Raw genomic sequence first — 19,689 nt, 5'->3', positions numbered from 1 at the left:
GAGGCGCCCATGCACGAAGCGAGCCATCCATCCCGTGCCCGGTCGGGCGCACACGACCGGACCTCGGCCGATCCGCGGACGATTTTTCAAGCGCTTGTCAATTCTGTCCCGACATCGCGGCGCGTTACGCCTTCTGCAAGACGAAGCGCCGTGAGATGTGCGAACGCCATTGCGCGAAGGCATGCCGGTATTTTCACGGCGGCTCGCATATTTTCACGGCGGCTCGCATGCTGAGCCAGGCACGGAAATCGCTCCGGTCCGCCAACGAACGCTGCACGACGAATGTCTGTCGTTCAGATCGCCTGCTCGAGAGGCGCTTCACTCAGCGATTTCGCGATCTATTGTCATGAGGGCAACGCCATGCACACATTCACGAACTGGAGCCCATTGGTCTCGCTGATCGCCGGGATTCTCATTCTGGTGGTACCGCGCCTGCTGAACTACATCGTTGCAATCTACCTGATCGTCATTGGACTGCTCGGGCTTTTCGGCGGACATTTCCACTGACGCGCCGCATCGGAGTCTAGATAGGTTCGACGCGTACCTCGACTGAATCCCGGGGCACCGTCAATCGCGTGCGGCCAAGCAGTGCGTCCGCGGGCGCGGTGCCGTCCGGGTTCAACGGCTTCACCTTGTTGAACGTGACGGAAAAGTATTCCGGTGTGACGATGGCCGACGCATAACCCTGCGCGTCGTGGTCGGCGTGGCACAGATCGGGGTTGTTCGCCATCAGGAAGCGGTCGAGTCTGGCTGGGGTCGCCGCGATCGACGCGAGCGGTGTACCGTTCCACGCGGCTTTCAGGTAGGAATAGAAGGACATGCTGCTGATGCCGGCGCAGACGAAATCGACGATGACCGGCACCCCCGTCGCGGGATCGGGATCGTCCCGCACGACGCCGCCCTGAAAGGCATGCAGGTCTCCGGTGATCGCGACGACGTTACGGATCCCGTGCTCCCTCAAGTAAGCGAGCAGTTCGTGCTTGTGCGCGGGATAGCCGTCCCATGCGTCGCAATCCACCACGAGGCGGGCCGCCGGTGTCCCGGGTGCGCCTGGCATCACGAACCACAGACGGTTCAACATCACTTCGTTGCCCCATACCTTCCAGGTTGCCGGCGAGTCCTTCATCAAGGTTTTCCACCATCGTGTCTGTTCCGGACCGAGGATCGACGGCGGGCGGCCGAGCTGCCGGGTGTCGCGCGCCTCGTCACGTTGCAGCATGTCCTGCTTGACGAAGTAGCGCGAGCCGGCCGCGTCGTCACCGTGCACCGGGTCGTGCCCGTGCGCACGTGCGATAGCGGCTTCGCTCACGACGTGGTCGTCGCGATACAGCCGCTCGTCCGTCATCACCAGATGCATCAGCATGCCGAAACGAAAATCGCGATAGATGCGAATGTTCGTGTACGACGGATTGTCCGGCTCGAAGCGCACGTCGTCCCAATCCACCGGCATGTACTCCGCCCACGCGCGACTGGCGCTGCGGCGCCGCCGGGTTTCCTGCCGCTCCTCGTTGGTGTAGACCTGATGGTCCTGCCAGCAGTCGTCGGAAAATTCGTGGTCGTCCCAGATCGCAATCATCGGCAGGCGCTGGTGCAGCGTCTGCAGGCGCGGATCGGTCCGATAGGTGCGATAGAGCGTCCGGTAGTCTTCGAGCGTCTCGGCATACGCGCGGCCGTCCGCGAGCAGCTTGCCGCCGCTCAGGTGCAGCGGACGATGCGCCGGCTCGGCACGGCCGGGGGGAGAGGTCCCGACCGTTTCATAGATGTAGTCGCCCACGTGCACGACGAAATCGAGGTCGCGCTCGTCGGCCAGCAGCGTCATCGCTTGCCAGTGGTTGACGCTCCAGTCCTGGCAGGTGAGCCACGCGAAGCGAACCTGTTCGTTGGCCTCGTTTGCCGCCGGCGCCGTGCGCGCGACACCCGTCATGCTGACGTCGTCGCCGGTGATGAACCTGTAGTGGTAGGCGGTCTTCGGCGAGAGCGCCGTCACCTTCGCGCGCACGGTGAAGTCGTAGGTGGCCAGCGCCCGCATCGGGACGCTGGCGACGAGCGTCGAGAAATCCGCCAGTGCCGACACTTCGAGTCGCAGCGGTACCGCGTGCGGGACACCTTTTCCATCGTGCTGCACGCCGCCGGATACCGGAACGCATCGCGTCCAGAACACGATGGAGCGATCGCGCGGATCACCGCTTGCTACACCTTGCGGGAATCGATGGAGGTTCTTGCGCACCGGGCTGCCCGGCAACGCCGCCGGTGAAACATCGTGCGTGACGGCGACGGTTGCAGCCGCAATGGTAAAAAAAGCCGACGACTTGAGGAAATGGCGACGATCCATTGATCCTCCCGATCGAAATCCCACGAATGCGGGAAGCGCTGCAGCAGGCACCCGCTTCTCGCGCCGGACAAGCTTGCCACTGCCCCTGCCGCGCGCGGCAGGGGGCAGTCGATCCGGAACGTTACTGCGAAGATCGACGACTGAAAAGTCGTGCGAACCCCATTTTCGAATTCCCGGCACGCCATCTGGCGGAAGGCGCCTGTATTCAGGAACGCGCATTGCTGGATACCGGGCAGCAAACTCGGGGAGTGAGCAATGCACATCGGCCACAGCGTCGGCAAGGCGGCCGCGTGGCTCGTCGTGAGCGTCGCCCTGGCGCTTGCCGCGCTGGTGATCGTCATCGTGACGTTCGACTGGAATCGAGCCCGGCCCTGGATCGACGACAAGGTGTCGGACGCGATCGGACGGCAGTTCGCCATCAACGGCGACCTGCATGTCGGGTGGCGTCGGCCGGCGAGCGAGCACGGCTGGCGCGCATGGGTGCCCTGGCCACGATTCGTCGCACGCAATGTCACGATCGCCAACCCCGACTGGGCGCGCACGCAGTATTTCGTCACGCTGGACGCGATCAGTTTCGAGGTCGAGGCGCTGCCGCTGATAGCACGCCGCATCGTGATTCCGGCAATCGACCTGGTCAATCCGTCCGTCGACCTCGAACGCCTGAAGGACGGGCGAGTCAACTGGACGTTCAAGTTCAAGCAGCCCGCTCAGCCGGGACGATGGACGCTCGACCTGCATGAAATCGCGTTTTCCCAGGGCAATCTCGGCTACTACGACCAGCAGAAGCAATTCGATCTGAGCGCGGTGATCGACACGCTCGGCCAGCCGATTCCGTTCGGCGCGGTGATGAAACAGCAGGAGGCGCTGGCGCACCACGAATCGGCAAAGGCAGTCGGGCCGGCAGGTCAAAAGAAGCTCGCGGCCCAGGCCCACGCCGGTTCGGCGCAACCGGTGGTTCCGGCGTCGGGTGCCGAAGCGGCGTCACGCGCATCGGCGGCGGCTTCGCAAGCGTTGGCCGCTGCTTCGCATGCGGCAGCGACGACATCAGGCACCGCAATCGCCCCGGCTGCATCAGGGCCGGCCGCGGTATCGAACGCCCCCGCAGCTGCCGCACCGGGTGCGGCGGCCTCGGCGGCCTCGGGTGCGTCGGCGGGTGCGGCGCCCGCGGCCTCCACCGGTGTCGGCACTTACACGATTGGCTGGACCGTCAAGGGGACCTACAAGAAGGGCAAGGTCGCCGGCACGGGCAAGATCGGCAATTTGCTGGACGTGCAGGGCGCGCAGCGCCCGTTTCCGGTTCAGGCCGATCTGCGCTTTGGCGATACGCACCTGGCGCTCGTCGGCACGCTGACGGACCCGTCTCACCTGGCCGCGGTCGATCTCCGGCTGTGGCTTGCGGGCACCAGCATGGCCAAGCTGTATGACGTCACGGGCATCACGCTGCCCGAAACCTCGCCTTATGCGACCGACGGCCGGCTGGTCGGCCAGTTCCGGGAGTCCGGCAACGTCTTCAAGTACGAGAACTTCACGGGACGCGTCGGCGGCAGCGATCTCGGCGGCACGCTGGTGTACGTGTCGCGCGAACCGAGGCCGTTGTTGTCCGGTACGCTGGAGTCGAGGCTGCTGCAGTTCTCCGACCTTGCGCCGCTCATCGGCGCCGACACGAATGCCAGCAAGGCGCGGCGGGGTGCCGCGGCCACACAGCCCGCGAACAAGGCGTTGCCGGTCGAGACATTTCGCACGGAACGCTGGAAGAAGATCGACGCCGACGTTCGATTCACCGGCCGGCGCATCGTCAAGACCGCGAGCCTGCCGATCACCGACCTGTCGACCCATCTCGTGATGCATGACGGTGTGCTGACGCTCAACCCGCTGAACTTCGGTGTCGCGGGCGGGACGCTTGCGTCGAACATCCACCTGGACGGCAGCGGCGTACCGCTCAAAGGGCGGTTCTCGCTGCAGGCACGGCATCTGAAACTCAAGCAACTGTTCCCGACCTTCCCGGTGATGCAAACGGCGCTCGGCGAGATCAACGGCGATGCCGCGTTATCGGCCACCGGCAATTCGCCGGCGGCGCTCGCCGCGACTTCCAACGGGGAGGTGAAGACACTGGTGACCGACGGTACGGTGAGCCTCTTGCTGATGGAAGCCGCGGGGCTGAACGTCGCCAACGTGGTGTACGAGAAACTGTTCGGCACACGCGACGTCAAGATCAACTGCGGCGTGGCCGACTTCGTGGTCACCAACGGCGTGCTCGACTCGCGCGTATTCGCGCTCGACACCGAGGACGCGGTGATCGTAATGGACGGCAACGTGAACCTGCGGGACGAGACCATGAACCTGACGATCCATCCCCATACCAAGGGATTCCGGGTGATATCGCTACGCTCGCCGTTGTACGTCACCGGATCCTTCAAGCAACCGCACGTCGGGGTGAAGGCGGGCGCACTGATCGCGCGTGGCGGTGCCGCGGTCGGGCTGGGCTTGCTGAATCCGCTCGCCAGTCTGCTCGCGTTGCTGCAGCCGGGCCGCAGCCGCCCGTTGCCGTGCGGGCAGATGCTGGCCGACATGGAGCGGCGCCCGGTCGCGCCACCGCCGGGCGTACGACAGAAGACGAAGGCGGCGCCGGCGTACATGAACGTGCCGGCGGCGGCTTCTGCAGCTTCCGCGCCGGCGGGTACCGAACCCCGGCATGCGAAATGAGTGAAGGACCGACGCTCATCGGCCAGACCGCCTAGACGGCCCCCGCAAAGGTGCGGCGCAAGCCGACCGCGGCTTCCCATTGCGCGCCAATTGCCGTTTCCAGCGCGTCGCGAGAGCGCAGGTGCGCGTGGCGCGCGGCGAGCACATCGCTCATGTCGGCCTGGCCTGCGTCATACAGTCTGGCCGCATTGCGTGCGGCGACCTTGCCGGCCGCCTCGGCGCGCTGCCACTCCTGCATCGAGCGATCCGATGCGGACCATCGGGCCAGGCTCGTCTCGACGTCGACGAGCGCGGCCAGCATGGCCTTTTCGTATTCGGCCATCGCTTCCTGCGCGCGCGCATCGTGCACCGCGACGTTGGCGCGAATCCGGCCACCGTCGATGATGGGCAGCGTCACCGACACGCCATAGCCGACCGCCACGCGAGGCGCGGCGCCATCGCCGACCGCGGCCAGCCTTTCCTTCGTCCCTGCCCACTCGATCTGGAGCCGCGGATACACCTCTTTCCGGGCGGCGCCGGCACGTGCGAGCGCGGCGTCGAGTGCACGCGCCTGACGCTGCACGTCGGGCCTGCGCTCGAGCAGCGTGGCGGGTAACACCGTCGCGGGCGGCGCGGGCAGTGCGGCCGGCACGGCTTGCGCGCCGAGCTCGGGCGCCTGGGGGCTGCCGACGAGCAGCGCGAGCTGATGCAAGCGCACCCGGTGTTCGCCGTCGAGCTGGGCAAGCGACGCCTGTTCCTGCGCCAGTTCGGCACGCCAGCGTTCGACATCCAGCGCCGTCACCTGGCCCGCGGCGAATTTGCGCGCCGCCACGACCGCCTGCCTTTGCGCAACCTCGAGCGCCTCGCGCTTGAGCGCGGAGCGCCGCTCCAGCGTGCGCAATTCGAAGTAGGCGGTACTGACGTCCGCGGCCAGCGCGATGCGGGCCGCGCGGAGCGCCTCGCGAGCGACATCGCTGTCGGACCGTGCGGCGTCCACCAGCAATGCACCGCGCCCGAACAGATCGACTTCCCACGCGGCACGCAAGCCGACGCCGCTGCGCTCCGCACGCGGCTCGAGGCTGTTTTCGCGCCCGCGCTCGCCGCGGGCCATCGCATCCAGCCGCGGGCGGCGCTCCGCCTCGGCGCTGTCGCCGAGCGCGCGCGCCTGCGCGAGGCGCGCCGCGGCGACCTTCAGGTCGCGATTGGCATCGAGCGCGCTGTCCACCAGGCGATCGAGCACCGGATCGCCAAAATCACGCCACCACGCGTCGCCGACGGTGCCCTGATTCCCGGGCAATGTCTCGGCCCATTGCGAGGGCGCCGCAACGGCGGGCGTCGTGGCGACTTGGCTGGGCGGGGCGGTCGCACAGCCTCCGAATGCGAGTGTCGCGACAAGTGCAAGACAGGTCAGCGCTCGGTGTGCGTGAGCAGGGCGGGAAACAACGGTCGTCATGGATTTACCTTGAGTCTTGACATGGAGTTCGTGAAACTATACTGTACGTATAGTTTAGTTTCAATCCCAAGGAGATGCACCATGTCGACTTCCGAGCGACGAGCCGGCCGCAGCAGTTCACGCGACCGTCTTCTCGATGCCGCGGCCGAGCTCGTGGCCAGCCAGGGTATCCAGAACCTGACCATTGAAGCCGTGGCCGCTGCCGCGAAGGTCACGAAAGCAGGCCTTGTCTACCATTTCAAAACGCGCGACGACTTGCTGGCTGCGCTGATCGAGCGGGTGGTCGGCGAACTGGACATGCTGGACCTGCGGGCGCAGGAGGCACGTGACGCGCGTGAGGCGGACGATTCCGCGAAGCCGTTGAAGTCGTCGCTGGCCGAGCTGTCGAAGCTGACCTTCGACATGCCGGAAGACCGCCGCCTGCTGCTGGCCAACCTGCTGGCCGCCACGTCGTTGTATCCGCATCTGGCCGGTCCCGTGCGGGATTTCTACTCGCGCAGCTATGCACGGGTCGCGCAAAGCGGCCCCGATGCGGGGCAGGTGCTCGCGCTGGTCGTCGCCCTCGACGGCATCGCCCTGCTCGAAGTGCTCAACCTGCACCGGTTTACGCCGGAGCAGCGCCAAGTGTTGCGCGACACGCTGGAAAGCGCGATTCGCAAGCTTCCCTGAGCTCCCTCATTCATTTCGAAGGTTTTACGATGCATTCCCGTTCCATGCCTCAAGCGGGCAGGCTGGTACTCTGCGCGCTCGTCTCGGCAACGCTGCTGTCGGCATGCCACCCATCCGCCGCGCCGGTTGCCGACGTACCGCGGCCCGTCAAGGTCGAAGTGGCCGGCGGTGCCGGCCAGGCGCATGCCGACACCTTCGTCGCGACGCTTCGCGCGCGCCAGCGCACCGACCTCGGCTTCGAGTCGCCGGGCCGCGTCGTCGCGATGCTGGTCGACGTGGGCGATCGTGTCCGGGCCGGGCAGGTGCTCGCCCGACTGGACGAGGCGCCGGCACGCTGGCGGCTCGACAAGGCGACGGCCGATCGTGCCGCCGCCGCCGCGACCCTGGCCGAGCGTCGCACCCACCTGCGTCAGCAGGAGGAACTCGCCCGCGACGGAATCATTTCCGCGCCCGCGTTGCAGGCCGCACAGGCGTCGCATCAGCAGGCCGCGAGCCAGCTGGGTGTCGCGGAGGCCGCGGTGGCGAGCGCCCGGCGCGATCTCGCGTTCACGCGCATCACGGCCCCGTTCGACGGCGAAATCGTGGCCCGTCAGGTCCAGCCGTTCGTGGATGTCGCCGCAGGCCAGAGCGTGCTGCAGATGGAAGCCGGCCGCGCGCTGGAAGCCGTCGTGATGCTGCCGGACACGATCGCGGCGACGCTGTCGCCCGGCGCCGAAGCCCACGCGGTCAGCGGCACGGATCGCGTGACGCTGACCATGGAACGGCTGTCCGGCCGGAGCGACAACGGCTCGCTGGTGCAAGCCATCTTCCGGGTCCAGGGCACCCCTTCCGGGCTGCGCAGTGGCGGCGTGCTGTCCGTCGCGCTGCCGCGCGGCGAGGCGCATGACATCACGCTGCCGGCGGCGGCCGTCATGGCCGGCACGGAAGCCGGCCGAGGCAGCGTCTTCGTCATCGACGGCGCCAGCCAGACGCTGAAGCGTCGCGCGATCCGCACGGACGGGCACCTGCTTCCGGGTGGGCGCGTCGCCGTGACGCAAGGCCTGCGCGCCGGCGAGCAGGTGGTGGTCGCGGGGACGGCCGTCCTGAACGAGGGCCAGTCCGTCGTCACGTATCGGGCGCAGACCATTCTGCAGGGAGCGCGCTCGTGAAGCTGACCCAGGCCGCACTCAATTCCAGCCGGCTCACCTTCTTCGTCGCGTTGCTGATTCTCGTGACCGGCGCGTTCACCTTCCTCACGTTCCCGTCCCAGGAAGAGCCTTCCACGACCGTTCGCGACGCGCTGGTATTCGTCGCGAACCCCGGCGTGCCGGCCGAGCGGATGGAGCAGCTCGTCGCCCGGCCGCTGGAAGAGCGCCTGCGTCAATTGAACGAACTGAAGCACGTCACGAGCACCGTGCGTGACGGCAGCGTGATCCTCCAGGTTTCGTTGCGTGAAGACGTGCATGCACTGATGCCGGTGTTGCAGCGCATGCGCGCGAAGGTCGACGAAGCGGTGCCGCTGTTCCCGGCCGGCACGCTGCCTCCCCAGATCGACGACGACTTCGGTCGCGTGGCGATCGCGTCCATCGCGGTGACCGCGCCCGGGTTTTCGATGAGCGAGATGCGGGAACCGCTGAAGCTGCTGCGCGAAGGGCTGTATCGCGTGCCCGGCGTGCAGGGCGTCAGCTTTCATGGCCTGCAGGAGGAGCGCGTCTATATCGAATTCGACCGCGCCAGAATGGCGGGGCTGCATTTGTCCGCTGCGTCGGTCATGCAACAGCTGCAGAAGCAGAACGTCGTGCAGTCCGGTGGCCGGCTCGTGGTGTCGGGCCTGAACAGCGCGGTCGTCAGCTCCGGCGAAATCCGCTCGCTGCAGGCGCTGCAGGATTTCACGCTCACCGTGCCGCCGGCCGGCGCGCGCGCGGAAGCCGCGCCGGGCACCGTGCGCCTGGGCGACATCGCCCAGGTGCAGGTCCGGCCCGTCGATCCGCCCGAGTCCGCGGCGATCTTCCGCGGCGAAGACGCGGTCGTCCTCGGCATCTCGATGCGCAAAGGCCAGAACGTCAAGGCGGTCGGCCAGGCGCTGCGCGCGCGTCTGGACGAATTGAAGCAGCAGTTGCCCGCCGGTTTTTCGCTCGACTACGTGACCTTCCAGGCGGACGTGGTCGAGCGGGAAATGGGCCGCATGAACCAGGTGATGATCGAGACGATCGTGATCGTGATGATCGTCGTCGTGCTGTTCCTCGGCTGGCGCGCCGGTGTCGTCGTGGGCGGTATCGTGCCACTGACCATCCTGGCCACGCTGCTCGTGATGCGCTCGCTGGGCATCGAACTGCACATCGTGTCGATGGCCGCGATCATCATCGCGCTGGGCTTGCTGGTCGACAACGGCATCGTGATCGCGGAGGACGTCGAACGCCGCCTCGCCGCGGGCGAGGAGCGCCGTCACGCGTGCATCGAAGCAGGCCGCACGCTCGCGATCCCGCTGTTGACGTCATCGCTGGTCATCATCTTCGCGTTCTCGCCGTTCTTCTTCGGCGACACCGCCACCAACGAATACCTGCGCCCGCTCGTGGTCGTGCTCACGCTGTCGCTGCTCGGGTCGTGGCTGCTCTGTCTGACGGTGACACCGCTGCTTTGCTATTTCTTCCTGAAATCCGGCCATCACGGCGAAGGCCAAGCGCACGAGCACGATGCCGACGCGACGGTCAAGCAAAGCCGCTTCTACGGTGCCTATGCCCGCCTGATTCGCCGCGTCCTCGACCACAAGGGGCGGTTCCTGGTCGTGATGACGGCCTTGCTGGTCGGCGCGCTCGCGATCCTGGCCACGCGTCCGGCCGGGTTCCTGCCGGCTTCCGACCGGCCGCAGTTCCAGGTCGAACTCGAGCTGCAGCCCGGGAGCGATGCACGGCTCACGCGCGACGTGGTCCGCGACCTGAGCCGTTGGCTCGACGATCGCAAGCGCAATCCCGAGGTGACGACCAGCATCGGCTATGTCGCCGACGGCGGTCCGCGTGTCGTCCTGGTGCTCAATCCGCCGCTGCCTGCGTCGCATATCGGCTACGTCACGGTCAGCGTCGCGAAGCCGCAGGATCTCGACGCCGTGATCGCACGAACCCAGGCGTGGATGACGCAACACCATCCCGAGGTGCGAACCGATGCGAAGCGCTTCTCGCGCAGCGCCCACGACGCCGGCACGGTGGCTTATCGCGTGTCCGGTCCCGACGAAGCCGTGCTGCGCGAGATCGGCAGCAAGATCCAGGCCGCGCTGCATACGCAGCCGGGCATCGTGCAGATCCACGACGACTGGGGGCCGCGCGTGCCGCGTGTCGACGTCGAGATCGACCAGAACAAGGCACGGCGCCTGGGCGTCAGCAGCGAGGACATCTCGACGGCGCTGGCCACGCGGTATACCGGCGTCAACGTGTCGGTGTTGCGAGACGGCGATACGCTGGTGCCGCTGGTCGTGCGCGGCGCGGAAGCCGAGCGCGCCCGGCCGGAAGATCTCGCCAATACGCTGATCCATCCGGCTGCGGGCGGCGCGCCGGTTCCGCTGTCCGCGGTTGCGACGGTCACGCTGAATACCGAGCCGTCGACGATTCGACGCCGCGACCTGATGCGCACGCTCACCGTGAAGGGCCGCAATGCCCACGGCACCGCGCAGCAGGCGGTCGATCAGCTCGCGCCGGCCATCGGCCGGATCGCGTTGCCGCCGGGGTACCGGATCGAGCTGGGCGCCGAAATCGAGGAGTCCGCCGAGGCCAACGTGGCGCTCAGCGAGTATTTGCCGCATGCGGTGGTCGCGATGCTGGTGCTGTTCATCTGGCAGTTCGGCTCGTTCCGCAAGCTGTTGCTGATCGTCGGGATCATTCCGTTCGCGATGATCGGCGTCGGGCCCGCGCTGATCATCGCCCGCGAACCGTTGGGCTTCATGGCGAACTTCGGCCTGCTGTCGCTGGCCGGGATCATCGTCAACAACGCGGTGCTGCTGCTGGAACGTATCGAGGTCGAGCTGGCGGCCGGCAAATCGCGCCGCGAAGCGGTCGTCGCGGCGGCCGTGGCGCGCCTGCGGCCGATCGTGATGACCAAGCTGACCTGCATCGCCGGCTTGATTCCGCTGCTGCTGTTCGCCGGCACGCTGTGGACCGGCATGGCCGTCACCATCATGGGCGGGCTGCTGCTCGGGACGCTGATCACGCTCGGCATGGTGCCGGTGCTGTACGAACTGCTGTTCAGCGACAGGCTGTCCGGCTGGAGCCGGAAGCTCTTCGGTTCCGGCGCCATCGATGCGCCCGGGAAATGCTGAGACGGGTGGCCTGGCCTTTTGGCGCTCGTCAATGCGGGCGCATTGGAAACCCGGGTGTGACCAACAGGACAAGGTCCTCCCGGCGGTTGGTGGTTGCCGGCCGTTTATGAATGAGGTCGCGAGACCTGCCTCTTTTTGAATGGAGCTTCACGAATGAACAAGACTCTGATCGCTGCAGCAGTTGCAGCATCGTTTGCTACCGTCGCACACGCGCAAAGCAGCGTCTCGCTGTATGGCGTGCTGGACGCAGGCATCACCTACCAAAGCAATGTCCAGAACGCATCGGGCCAGGGCAAGTCGCGCTTTTCGATGGGTTCGGGCATCGACCAGAGCCGTTTCGGCCTGCGTGGCTCGGAAGATCTCGGCGGTGGCCTGAAGGCAATCTTCACGTTGGAAAGCGGCTTCAACCTCGGTAACGGCAAGTTCGCGAACGGCAACGGCGGCATGTTCAACCGCCAGGCATTCGTCGGCCTGTCGAGCCAATACGGCACGGTCACGCTGGGCAAGCAGTACGACGCGACGCAAGACTACCTGGCGCCGCTGACGGCAACGGGCTCGTGGGGCGGCACGTACTTCGCGCATCCGCTGAACAATGACCGCCTGAGCACGAACGGCGATGTCGCGCTGAACAATACGATCAAGTACACGAGCGTGAACTATGCCGGCCTGCAATTCGGTGGCACGTACTCGCTCTCGAACAGCACGAACTTTGCGAACAACCGCGCATATAGCGGCGGTGTGTCGTACCAGTATGAAGGCCTGAAGGTGGGTGCGGCTTACTCGCAAGCGAACAACGCTGGTCTGTCCGCGACGGGCGCAGTGAACCCGACCGTCGATTCGACCAATGGCACTGCATACGGAATCCAGGGCCGCAGCCGCACGTATGGCATCGCGGCAACGTATGCATTTGGCCCGGCACTGGTTGGCGCGGCATGGACGCAATCGCGCGTCGACAACCAGACGAACGGTGCGGGTACGCTGCGCGCCGACAACTACGAAATCAACGCGAAGTACAACCTGACGCCGGCTCTCGGCCTGGGCGCAGCCTATACGTATACGAATGCAAAACTGAACAGCAGCAGCACGCACTGGAATCAGTTCGGCGTGCAAGCCGACTACTTCCTGTCGAAGCGGACGGACGTCTACGCTCAGATGGTGTATCAGCGTGGTACGAAGGGCGCCGGTTTGGGTTCGTCGATCTACAACGGCGATATCAATGCGTTCCCGAGCTCGAAGGTCAGCCAGACTGCGGCAACGGTTGGCCTGCGTCACCGCTTCTAAGCGTCACGGCTGTCGTCCTGCATGGGCTGAATAAACGTACACGATGTGCGTTTTGACGGAAGCCACGAGCAACCTCTACGCACTTCAACACCGATGACCCGTGTTTCGGTTCGAGTATGGCATCGACAAGTCCCGCGTCGCAGCCTCGTGCAACTACCAAGTTGCCGCAAGTTTCCCTGTATGGTCAAATGACCATATCAATTGACCAGTTTGGATGTGGCCCCCTGACTCGGAAGTCGCGTCTCGGGGGGCATGAATTTGCCTGCCAGGCAGGGTGCGATGGAGGCGAAACAAACAGGATGGTGGCAGTCGCCCGCCAGCTGTCTGCCGACAACGTGATCCGCGGCGTCGCTGACTGTCGGTCGACCACGCAGCCATATCGTTGCGACGAGGGATGAATCTCGCTGGTTCGAGGCGTCCCGGCTTGTTCACGCGCGTGATGAGGGGATGTGCGTCGCGCAATTATTCAAACGGGACAGAGGAGATTGGGTATGGAAAGGATCTGGCTTGATGCCTATCCGCCGGGGGTTCCGGCAGAGCTTGATTCAAGCGCGTATCGAAACATCAGTGCGTTGATCGAACAAAGCTTCAGCAGGTTTCACGCGAAGCCGGCATTTGCGTGCGATGGAAAGCAGATCACCTATGGTGAACTCGACAGGATGTCCGGAGCACTGGCCGCGTGGCTGCAGTCACGCGGGCTCGAGCGTGGTGCGCGGGTTGCCATCATGATGCCGAATGTGTTGCAGTACCCGATCTCGATTTGTGCAGTCCTGCGCGCCGGTTACGTTGTCGTCAACGTCAACCCGCTCTATACGCCCCGCGAGCTGCAACATCAGTTGAATGACAGCGGCGCGGAGGCGATCGTCATTCTCGACGGCTGCACGGCAACGCTGGATGCAATCCTTGCGCACACGCAGGTGAAGCATGTTCTGCTTGCCGCGCAGGGCAGCGCTTCCGGCGCGGAACAGAAGCCGAGCCCGTATACGACATTTGACGACGCGATCGAGGAGGGAAGTCGGGGCAAATTCGTACCAGCTCCCCAGTCGCCGGACGATGTCGCTTTTCTCCAATATACGGGCGGGACAACCGGGGTGTCGAAAGGCGCGACGCTGTTGCATCGGAACATCGTCGCGAATGTATTGCAGTCGGACGTCTGGCTCAAACCGGCTCGCGATTTGCGCCCTGACGTGACGCAGCTCATCACGGTTGCTGCACTTCCGCTTTATCACATCTTTGCGCTCAATGTTTGCTGCCTGTTGACGATTCACATGGGTGCGCTTTCCATACTGGTGCCGAATCCGCGGGACATCGGGGGGATGATCAAGTCGCTCTCGGGATACAAGGTCACGAATCTTCCGGGCGTCAACACGCTCTTTAACGCGATGCTCCATCATCCTGAATTCTCGCGCCTCGATTTCTCCAATCTGCTGCTGGCCAGCGGTGGCGGGATGGCCACGCAAGAAGCCGTCGCAAGGCGCTGGAAGGAGATGACCGGCGCGGCGATCATCGACGGATACGGGCTGTCCGAGACGTCACCTTGCGTCGCGATCAATCCCGTGACCGGTAGTGAGTTCAACGGCACCATCGGCCTGCCGTTGCCCTCCACGGAAGTGTCGATCCGGGACGACGACGGCAACGAATTGCCGCCCGGCGAAGCCGGAGAGCTGTGCATTCGTGGCCCGCAGGTAATGGCGGGTTACTGGCAGCGGCCGGACGAGACCGCGAAGGTGATGACCGCGGACGGCTTCTTCCGATCGGGTGACATTGCGTCGATCTCCGAAGCGGGCTTCGTGCGAATCGTCGACCGCAAGAAGGACATGATCCTCGTGTCCGGTTTCAACGTCTACCCGAACGAGATCGAAGAGGTCGTGGCCAACCACCCTGGTGTATTCGAGGTCGCGGCCATCGGCGTACCCGACGAGCATTCCGGAGAGGCCGTCAAGCTGTTCGTGGTCAGGAAAGATCCGGCGCTGACGTTCGAAGACCTGATGGCGTTCTGCAAAGGCCAGTTGACGGGTTACAAGCGCCCGAAAAGCATCGAGTTTCGCGACAGCCTGCCGAAGAGCAACGTCGGGAAGATCCTTCGGCGCGAGTTGCGGGTGTCGAACCATTGACGTGATCGACCGAGGTGATGCCGGAAGGTCGAGCGGTCGGCATCACCCGTCTCCGAACCGGCGCGCGAATGGCATCACGGAAAAAGTCCGTCGCTCGCCGCGCGCCTGGTGCGATGGTGCATCAGGCGCGCCGGCGACATAAGGTCCGCTCAAGCATCCCCCGAAAGGTATGCAGGGCCCGCAGGCGCGGGGCTGTCGCCCATTCGTTCTGCGGGTGAAGGCGCGTTGCGTCAGACCACTTCGAACAAGCCGGCCGCCCCCATGCCGCCACCCACGCACATCGATACGACGACGTAGCGCGCGCCGCGTCGTTTGCCTTCGATCAGCGCGTGTCCGACCAGACGGGCGCCCGTCATCCCGTACGGATGGCCGATCGAAATGCTGCCGCCGTTGACGTTGTATCGGGCCGGATCGATTCCCAGCTTGTCGCGGCAGTACAGTACCTGGCAGGCAAATGCCTCGTTGAGCTCCCACAGTCCGATGTCGTCGACTGTCAGGCCATGAAGCTTCAGGAGTTTGGGGATCGCGTAGATGGGACCGATGCCCATCTCCTCGGGCGCATTGCCGACGACGGTCATGCCGCGATAGATGCCGAGGGGCGTTGCGCCGATCTGTTCGGCGGTCTTGCCGTTCATCAGGACGCAGGCGCTTGCACCGTCCGAAAGCTGGCTTGCGTTCCCGGCGGTCACCACGCCACCGTCAACCACCGGTGCGAGGGAGGCAAGCGATTCGAGCGTCGTGCCGGGGCGATTCCCCTCATCCTGCGTGAGCGTGACTTCCTTCCGCCACGTTTCGCCGGTCGCTTTGTCGACGACCAGCATCTGCGTCGTGATCGGGACGATTTCGTTCGAGAAGCGGCCTTCCTTTTGTGCGGCGGCAGTGCGAAGCTGGGAATCGAGCGCGTACTGATCCTGCACGTCGCGAGCGATCCCGTACTTGCGGGAAACGAACTCGGCGGTCTCGAGCATCGGCATGTAGGCGGCGGGTTGCACGGCCAGCACGTTGGGATCCTGGTCGGCGCGCGTCCACTCGAAGTAGCGTGTCTGTACCGCCGAGATGTTTTCCTGGCCACCCGCGACCACGACCTGCATCCCGTCGCACATGATCTGTTTGGCGGCCGTGGCGATCGCCATCAGGCCCGACGCACATTGCCGGTCAAGCGTTTGCGCGCCGACCGAAGCCGGTAGCCCGGCCGCCAGCACACCTTGTCGGGCGACATTGTTGCCGGCGGTTCCCGCGTTGAGTACCGAACCGATGACAGCGTCCTCGATGCGATCCGGTTCGATCCCGGCGCGCAGCACGGCATGCCGGATGGCGTGACCGAGCAGGGTGGGCGAGTGCGTGACGTTGAATGCACCACGATAGGCCTTGCCGATCGGCGTGCGCGCGGTGGAAACGATGACAGCATCAATCATATGACATCCTCATGAATTAAACGACAGCAACGAAATGGAGGTGTCGCGCACGGTCAGAACCAGTGCTCCGGCATCGTCAGAGGGGTGGTTTCCACCGGATTGAGCACGGCCAGCCACGCGGCCACCTTGGGCATTTCCCACCCGAAGAAGTAGTCGCATGCGGCGAGCTTGCCGCGATGGAAGTCGCTTCCGGCGGGGCCGCTCGCGAGCGTGTTGGCCACGATCGCCTGATCGAGCCAAAGCCAGCCGACGACGACATGGCCAAATGCTTCGAGATAGGCCGCCGCGTTCGCCAGCTGGACCTCCGGGTCGTCGAGCCGGTGCAGTTCGTGGGTGACGAGTCGGATGCGCTCCCACGCGCACTCGAGCGTGTCGGCATGGTCCTGGAGCGGGCGGATCGACCGTGCCTTGAATACCGTCGCGGCGATTTTCCGGTCGAGCGCATTCATGGGGGCGCCGCCGTTTGCACGCGTCTTTCGACCCAGCAGGTCGAGCGCCTGGATACCGAATGTGCCTTCGTGTATCGGGTTGAGCCGATTGTCGCGATAGAACTGCTCGACGTTGTATTCGCGCGTGTAGCCGTAGCCGCCATGAACCTGAATGGCGAGATCGTTGGCGACGAGACCCCATTGGGACGACCAGCTCTTGACGACGGGGGTGAGCAGGTCGAGCAGGCCATGCGCCTCTTCGCGGTCGCTGGCGTCTTCTTGCGAATGGATATCGTCGCTCAGTCGAGCCGCATACAGGCACAACGCGAGTGCACCTGACACATAGGCCTTTTGCGCGAGCAGCATGCGCCGGACATCGGCATGACGAATGATGGGGGCCTGTCCCGACGTGGGCGACCGGTCACCGCGTGTCCGGCCCTGCAGGCGCGTCTTCGCATAATCCAGCGAGTGAAGGTAGCCCGTATAGCCAATCGCGGCGGCGCTGAGGCCGACCGAGATACGCGCCTCGTTCATCATGTGGAACATGTAGGCCAGCCCTTTGCCGGGTTCGCCGACGATCTCCCCGATTGCGCCCGCTTCGCCTTCCGGACGGTAGCGGCCTTCGCCAAAGTTCAGCAGGCAATTTACCGTGCCGCGGTATCCCATCTTGTGATTGATACCGGCGAGCACGACATCGTTTCGCTCGCCGGGCAGTCCGTCGGCGCCGATCAGCTTGCGCGGTACGGTGAAGAGCGATATCCCTTGAACGCCCGGAGGAAGTTGCCCGTTTTCATCGGGAATCTTTGCCAATACCAGGTGGACGATGTTCTCGGAAATCTCGTGATCGCCACCGGAGATCCACATCTTGTTGCCGAACAGGCGGTAGCGACCGTCTCGGCCCGGAACCGCGCGCGTGCGGATATCTGCAAGACTTGACCCGGCTTGCGGCTCCGACAGGCACATCGTGCCGAAACATCGCCCTTCCGCCATGGCCTTGACGTAGGGCTCGACCCGGTCGCGCTCGCCGTGGGCCATCAGCAAATTGGCGTTGGCGATCGTGAGAAACGCGTAGCCCGCGGTTCCTGGATTGGCTGCCAGCAAATACGCCATGCCGGCCCGCTCCACGGTGCTCGGCAGGCTCATGCCGTTCCACTCGTTGGGGAACGACGCGCTGATCAGGCCGGCGGCCGAAAATGCACGCAATGCGACACCCACTTCCGGGTTGACGGTGACGCGTTCTCCATCGAATGCCGGTTCGTTGCTGTCGTTTTTCTTGTTATGCGGTTTGAAGAGATCCGTGGCAAGCGATTCGTACACATCCAGCACGGATGTGTAGTCGAATCGGTCCTGCCCGGCAAATCGTTGCCGACGGGTAAGCGATTCGACCTGCAGCCAGTCGAAAAGAATGAACTCCACGTCGCGACGGGAGAGGGTGAGTTCGCTAGTCATGGAATCGAATGAGTGAGTGTCTGGTGTCTTGGCACGAATTCGAATTTGTTCAATAAATTCTGGAATGCGAAATTATTGTTTCGAATCGATCGAGCCGGAATCGTTGAAGGACATCATGTGTTGATCGGAATCGTCCTCGCTGCCACGAGGGCTGGCTTGTGACGGTTCTCAACTTCCACCATTTCGCCAACGGCCAACGGGATGCGCGTGATGCCTCGCACCGTGACCTGTTTCAATGTGAAGCGCCCGCGAACGCGTTCGCCGCCGATCGCGGTCAGGATTGCGTGCCGTCGTGCCGGACGCGTCACGCATCGAAACGCTCCTTCGTATTCGCAGAGGCGATGCGCGCCTTCTTGAGTTCGAGATCGCCCTGGGCAGCACCGGATGAAGGAACCGTCTCGCCGCTTCGGTTTGCCACCTCGTCGAGCCGTCGGGCGAGCTGGTGAACAACCTGGTCGTCGGTGCCGAGATGGATGCCGGGCGTCAAGGTGATATGTGCGGCCTCGAAACTGCCCGCGCCCGCGCACAGGACCATCCGGGTGGGTGCCGCTTCACCGGCAAGCACCGCGACGGCGGGGCTGACGGATGCAGGCGACAGCGTATCGAGGATGTCCGCAGACATGAGGCCTTCGAGCATGCGCGTACCGGCCGTGGGCGCCAGGCAATTCACGCGAATGTCGTATCGCTCGCCTTCGATGGCCAGTGTCTGCATCAGGCCGACCAGCGCCATCTTCGCGGCGCCGTAGTTCGCTTGCCCGAAATTGCCGTACAGGCCCGACGACGAGGTCGTCATCACGATGCGGCCGTACTGTCGCTCCCGCATGGGTTCCCACACGGCCTTGGTGCAGTTGACCGCGCCCATCAGGTGGACGTCGATCACCGCCCGAAAGTCGTCGAGCGTCATCTTGCTGAAGCTCTTGTCGCGCAGGATGCCGGCGTTGTTCACGAGGATATCGACGTGGCCCCACCGCTGCAGCGCCTGGTCGACCATGTGCTGAACCTGTTCGAAATCGGTCACCGACGCGCTGTTCGCGACCGCCTCGCCGCCGGCGGCGACGATTTCGTCGACGACCCGCTGTGCAGCCGTGGCGGAGCCGCCTCTGCCGTTCACGTCGCTGCCCAGATCGTTGACCACGACCTTTGCCCCCAGCCGGGCAAGCAGCAGCGCATGCTCGCGCCCGAGGCCGGCACCGGCGCCGGTCACGATTGCAACGCGATTCGTCAGGTCAATCTTCATGGGTTGTCTCGTTGGTGATGATGGGGTGGCCTACGACGAATGAACGCGCATGCGTTCCGCGTTTGTCGCGACATCGGGGTGATCGATTACACGTATCAGGAGGCGGCGCGCATGGAACGATTCGCGTGGTTTCCATTGGGAAGGCATGTCCATACCGATGTTGATCAAATGATCAAGTCATATGGCCAATGAAGTTAACATGGTGTTCATCGGCGGTCGATCGTGGTTAACCCGTCGCTTTCCGAAGCGTTTCGCAAATGAATGACGTGGGGTCGATTCGACGCGGTTATGCGGCGTGTGATCAACCCCTGGTTCCGGTCGGAACTCGACCGGAACCAGGGGTG

Annotated in this window: 12 protein-coding genes; 7 read left to right on the top strand and 5 right to left on the bottom strand. The window is 64.7% G+C overall.

The features are described from left to right. The first annotated feature begins 360 nt into the window (after positions 1-360). Positions 361-507 carry a DUF3096 domain-containing protein gene (locus CFB82_RS37570; RefSeq protein WP_076841491.1) on the top strand — a complete coding sequence of 49 codons (147 nt, stop codon included), beginning with the start codon at positions 361-363 and terminating at the stop codon, positions 505-507. Positions 508-523: 16 nt separating this feature from the next. Here the strand turns inward: CFB82_RS37570 and CFB82_RS37565 are convergent, their stop codons facing one another. After that, positions 524-2,332 (bottom strand): alkaline phosphatase D family protein, encoded by a 1,809-nt coding sequence (locus tag CFB82_RS37565; RefSeq protein WP_089487358.1) that lies wholly within the window; start codon positions 2,330-2,332, stop codon positions 524-526. Between the two features lie 255 nt (positions 2,333-2,587). Here CFB82_RS37565 and CFB82_RS37560 point away from each other — a divergent pair, with 255 nt between their 5' ends. Then, positions 2,588-5,035, top strand: coding sequence for an AsmA family protein (locus tag CFB82_RS37560; RefSeq protein WP_089487357.1), 2,448 nt, complete (start codon positions 2,588-2,590; stop codon positions 5,033-5,035). Positions 5,036-5,066: 31 nt separating this feature from the next. Here the strand turns inward: CFB82_RS37560 and CFB82_RS37555 are convergent, their stop codons facing one another. After that, positions 5,067-6,467 (bottom strand): efflux transporter outer membrane subunit, encoded by a 1,401-nt coding sequence (locus tag CFB82_RS37555; RefSeq protein ID WP_089487356.1) that lies wholly within the window; start codon positions 6,465-6,467, stop codon positions 5,067-5,069. An 81-nt stretch (positions 6,468-6,548) separates the two neighbouring features. Between CFB82_RS37555 and CFB82_RS37550 the strand changes: the two genes are divergently transcribed. The 5 genes from CFB82_RS37550 (at position 6,549) to CFB82_RS37530 (ending at position 14,816) form a co-directional block, all read left to right on the top strand. Further along, positions 6,549-7,136 carry a TetR/AcrR family transcriptional regulator gene (locus CFB82_RS37550; RefSeq protein ID WP_179255511.1) on the top strand — a complete coding sequence of 196 codons (588 nt, stop codon included), beginning with the start codon at positions 6,549-6,551 and terminating at the stop codon, positions 7,134-7,136. Positions 7,137-7,165: 29 nt separating this feature from the next. Continuing rightward, positions 7,166-8,284, top strand: a complete 1,119-nt coding sequence (locus tag CFB82_RS37545; protein ID WP_089487354.1) for an efflux RND transporter periplasmic adaptor subunit — start codon at positions 7,166-7,168, stop codon at positions 8,282-8,284. Next, positions 8,281-11,421, top strand: a complete 3,141-nt coding sequence (locus CFB82_RS37540) for an efflux RND transporter permease subunit (RefSeq protein ID WP_089487353.1) — start codon at positions 8,281-8,283, stop codon at positions 11,419-11,421. The genes CFB82_RS37545 and CFB82_RS37540 overlap by 4 nt, the downstream gene beginning before the upstream one ends. 153 nt (positions 11,422-11,574) lie before the next feature. Continuing rightward, positions 11,575-12,702 carry a porin gene (locus CFB82_RS37535; protein WP_089487352.1) on the top strand — a complete coding sequence of 376 codons (1,128 nt, stop codon included), beginning with the start codon at positions 11,575-11,577 and terminating at the stop codon, positions 12,700-12,702. A gap of 491 nt (positions 12,703-13,193) precedes the next feature. Next, entirely contained in the window at positions 13,194-14,816 is a 1,623-nt protein-coding gene (locus CFB82_RS37530) for a long-chain-fatty-acid--CoA ligase (protein WP_089487351.1), read from the top strand. Between the two features lie 230 nt (positions 14,817-15,046). Here CFB82_RS37530 and CFB82_RS37525 read toward each other — a convergent pair whose 3' ends face one another. The 3 genes from CFB82_RS37525 to CFB82_RS37515 all read right to left on the bottom strand — a co-directional run bounded on the left by CFB82_RS37525 (position 15,047) and on the right by CFB82_RS37515 (position 19,345). Next, complete coding sequence (locus CFB82_RS37525) at positions 15,047-16,231, bottom strand: acetyl-CoA C-acyltransferase (RefSeq protein WP_089487350.1); 1,185 nt, start codon at positions 16,229-16,231, stop codon at positions 15,047-15,049. 53 nt (positions 16,232-16,284) lie between these two features. Continuing rightward, complete coding sequence (locus CFB82_RS37520) at positions 16,285-18,108, bottom strand: acyl-CoA dehydrogenase (RefSeq protein ID WP_089487349.1); 1,824 nt, start codon at positions 18,106-18,108, stop codon at positions 16,285-16,287. Between the two features lie 304 nt (positions 18,109-18,412). After that, entirely contained in the window at positions 18,413-19,345 is a 933-nt protein-coding gene (locus CFB82_RS37515; protein ID WP_089487348.1) for an SDR family NAD(P)-dependent oxidoreductase, read from the bottom strand. Between the last annotated feature and the right edge of the window lie 344 nt (positions 19,346-19,689).

The organism is Burkholderia sp. HI2714 (assembly GCF_002223085.1).
GTDB classification, from domain to species: Bacteria; Pseudomonadota; Gammaproteobacteria; order Burkholderiales; family Burkholderiaceae; genus Burkholderia; species Burkholderia lata_D.
This window is presented reverse-complemented; position numbering and strand designations above follow the sequence as displayed.